The 2,234-nt window shown below is 39.5% G+C and carries 3 protein-coding genes; all 3 read right to left on the minus strand.

Annotation, left to right across the window (positions count from 1 at the left end; genetic code table 11):
- Positions 1-1,175, minus strand: a 1,175-nt coding sequence (locus CXF78_RS20950) for a coproporphyrinogen III oxidase family protein (RefSeq protein WP_102037846.1), incomplete at its 3' end; no start/stop codon positions are given.
- Positions 1,176-1,512: 337 nt separating this feature from the next.
- The gene (gene yqfB, locus CXF78_RS20955; RefSeq protein WP_180957241.1) at positions 1,513-1,842 is read right to left on the minus strand and encodes a N(4)-acetylcytidine aminohydrolase; all 330 of its coding nucleotides are present in this window, start codon (positions 1,840-1,842) and stop codon (positions 1,513-1,515) included.
- Positions 1,843-1,909: 67 nt separating this feature from the next.
- Positions 1,910-2,234: helix-turn-helix domain-containing protein (locus CXF78_RS20960; protein ID WP_145991607.1), on the minus strand; the 325-nt coding region annotated here is incomplete at its 5' end.

Here is a 2,234-nt window from a genome sequence, read left to right on the forward strand (position 1 = left end):
ATTGAGGTCATTTCTTTAAACAACGCAGTGTCTAAATTAACGTTAAAAGTGTCACGAAAATATTTACGCGATAAACGCCCCGAAAACATTCCTAATAAAAAGCGATATTGCATCACTTCTTTTAATTGATATTTTTTCTGTTGCTCAACCGCCATACGGCCTTCGGCAATACGTTGTTGGTATTTTTTCAGTGAAAAGGTATTCACATATAGCGTGTCATTTAAAAAGCTAAATGAGCCAGAACCTACACCGAGGTATTCATCATAATCAATAACATACTCATCAAAACCTTCGTCATTGGTTTTACCAAACGCCCAAGCTGATAATTGGGTATATTGTCCGGTTAAAGTATTTAAAATTTGGCGATACTGATCCATCATTTCGCCCTGAGGGGCCGCTAACGTACCTTTAACACTCTTACGAGTTTGATGGGTGATCATCAATGGATAAGTGGTAATTTGGCGCGGGTCGAGTTTAGACGCCATATCCAGATCGGACTGGATAATCTCATCCGTTTGACCACGGAAACCGAAAATGAGGTCGACATTGATGATCGGAAACAATTCTTTTGCCGCCATAATGCGGTCAAAGGTTTGTTGGCCAGAGCCAAACTTGTCTAAGCGATCGGTCATTTTTAAAATGCCATCGTCAAAGCTTTGTACCCCAATCGACATTCTGTCTACTAGGCCTTTTAATTGTTTAAATTCAGGGCTGGCTAAATGTTGTGGATCAGACTCACAAGAAACTTCTTTAATGCCAGGAAACAGATTTTTTGCATGCTCGATGGTACGAGCTAACTCGTCTTCAAGCACAGTAGTCGTGCCGCCGCCAATGTACATAGACTCAAACTCATAGCCCAAATCTTTGGCCATTTGCATCTCTTTGCGCAGCGCGACAAAGTATTCGCGTGCTTTATCTTCGCGGAATAAAAAACGGTGAAAAGTACAAAATGAGCACAAGGTATGACAAAACGGAATGTGGGCATACAACATGTACTTTTTGCCTTCAACAGGTTTAGGCATACGGTCTGTAGAAATGGTGTCTAGACGTAAATTTTTATCAACATAATACTGCATCACCCGCTCCATAGAGCTGATCATCCAATTGGGGACGGTAATATTAGATTGATAAGGTTTAATCAACTCTTGGCTGGCTGATTGAATTATTGAAGACATAAAAAATCCTAACTGAATGAGCCCTGAGAGCAAAACCATTGAATAACAAGCGCTAATAAAAGACGCATACCATAAGCAGAAAAACAAAATATCACTTTAGAGATAGCTAAAATGTGAGATAGCTAATAGATATGCAAACTAGCACGGTTATCATCGCTCATTTGTTAAGCAGATCATGTTTTAGACATTGCTGTTGAGCAATGATGAAAGGATTATCACGAGAATAAAACAATAATAAAGACAAGTAGATAACACACAGCAAGCTACACGTACAACTAAAGTCAGATACGAACACAATAAACAGCATTGGAAATATTAACTAGCGTTTATTAAAGAGTCACGAGTATGACGCATCAACCAATTTAAATGAAATCATAAACAGAGCTTGCTGATTAGGGTACACCGTTTGAATAAGCTGTTTTAACTCGACCAATGGCAAGCTTTCTTGAGTAGCATGAAACTCATTAATATCATCAAATGCTAATGGCTCAACAGCCAAAATAATGATATCGCACACCTTAATATGGTTTTCGAGCGTAAACACTTCAACCTGGCTGCCGGGCCGATAATGATTTTCGCTGGCATCACGAATGGTTATCGTCTTCAGCCCCGATGCAACTAGTGGCGTTAAAAACTCAAAAAAGGTAATTTGCGTAGGGGCAGTCATCAGTGGCAACCTTCATTAACACTATAAAGTGCCCATCAAGAGCACATTAGTTAAGCTCAAATTCGCATTATAACCTAGCGCACTCGCCAGGGCTTTGATCAAAGTAGCGTTTAAACTCACGGCTAAATTGAGCCGTACTTTCATAACCCACCTGAGTTGATACCTCTTTTACTTTTAGATTCTGCAGTTGTAATAACGCTTTGGCTTTATTGAGGCGAATCTTTTTTAAATATTGTATTGGTGATGAAGCAGTAACTTCTTTAAAGCTACGATGGAATGCCGACGGACTCATATTCACCAAGCTTGCTAGTGTGTCTACTTCAACCGACTCACCATAATGTTTATGAATGTAGTTAAGGGCTTTTTCTACCCTCGATAAACGGGTATGACTT

The organism is Shewanella sp. 11B5 (genome assembly GCF_002836795.1).
Lineage (GTDB): Bacteria > Pseudomonadota > Gammaproteobacteria > Enterobacterales > Shewanellaceae > Shewanella > Shewanella frigidimarina.

Bases quoted from the DNA above. Each gene is read 5' to 3' on its own strand.
- yqfB (WP_180957241.1), bottom strand. From the start codon at position 1,842: ATGACTGCCCCTACGCAAATTACCTTTTTTGAGTTTTTAACGCCACTA.